1 protein-coding gene is annotated in these 512 nt (G+C 67.8%); it reads left to right on the top strand.

All coding sequences use genetic code 11. The features are described 5' to 3' along the window. Positions 1 to 512 (top strand): hypothetical protein (locus ABD806_RS17990; RefSeq protein ID WP_344960205.1); only part of this gene is annotated, 512 nt, incomplete at both ends.

Genomic DNA, 512 nt, shown 5'->3' with positions numbered 1-512 from the left:
GCGGCACGCTGTCGACCGCCACCGCCCAGACGCTCATCGACGGCATGAGTTACCAGAACAACAGCAATACCCCGAGCACCAGCAACCGGGTGGTGACCCTGACCAGCCTGCAGGACAGCGGCGGCACAGCCAACGGCGGCGACGATACCGCCAGCCTGGCGGTGGCCTCCACGGTGACGGTGGTCGGCGTCAACGACGAGCCGACCCTGACCGCCAACGCCGGCCACCCGACCTTCACCGAGGGCGGCGCGGCGGCCAGCCTGTTCACCGGCACCGACATCAACACCGTCGAGGCCGGCCAGACCATCACCGGGCTGAGCTTCACCATCACCAACGTCACCAACGGCAGCAACGAGCGCATCAACGTCGACGGCACCACCATCGCGCTGACCCACGGCACCAACGGTTCTACCGCGGGCAACGGCCTCTACTACTCGGTGATGGTGATTGGTACCACCGCCACCGTGACCATGACCGGCGGTAACCTGTCGGTGGCGGCGGCGGAGACCCTG

The sequence above is a fragment of the Zobellella aerophila genome, assembly GCF_039539325.1.
GTDB lineage: Bacteria > Pseudomonadota > Gammaproteobacteria > Enterobacterales > Aeromonadaceae > Oceanimonas > Oceanimonas aerophila.
Note: the sequence above shows the minus strand (reverse complement) of the source record. Positions and strands in the feature narration are given on the sequence as shown.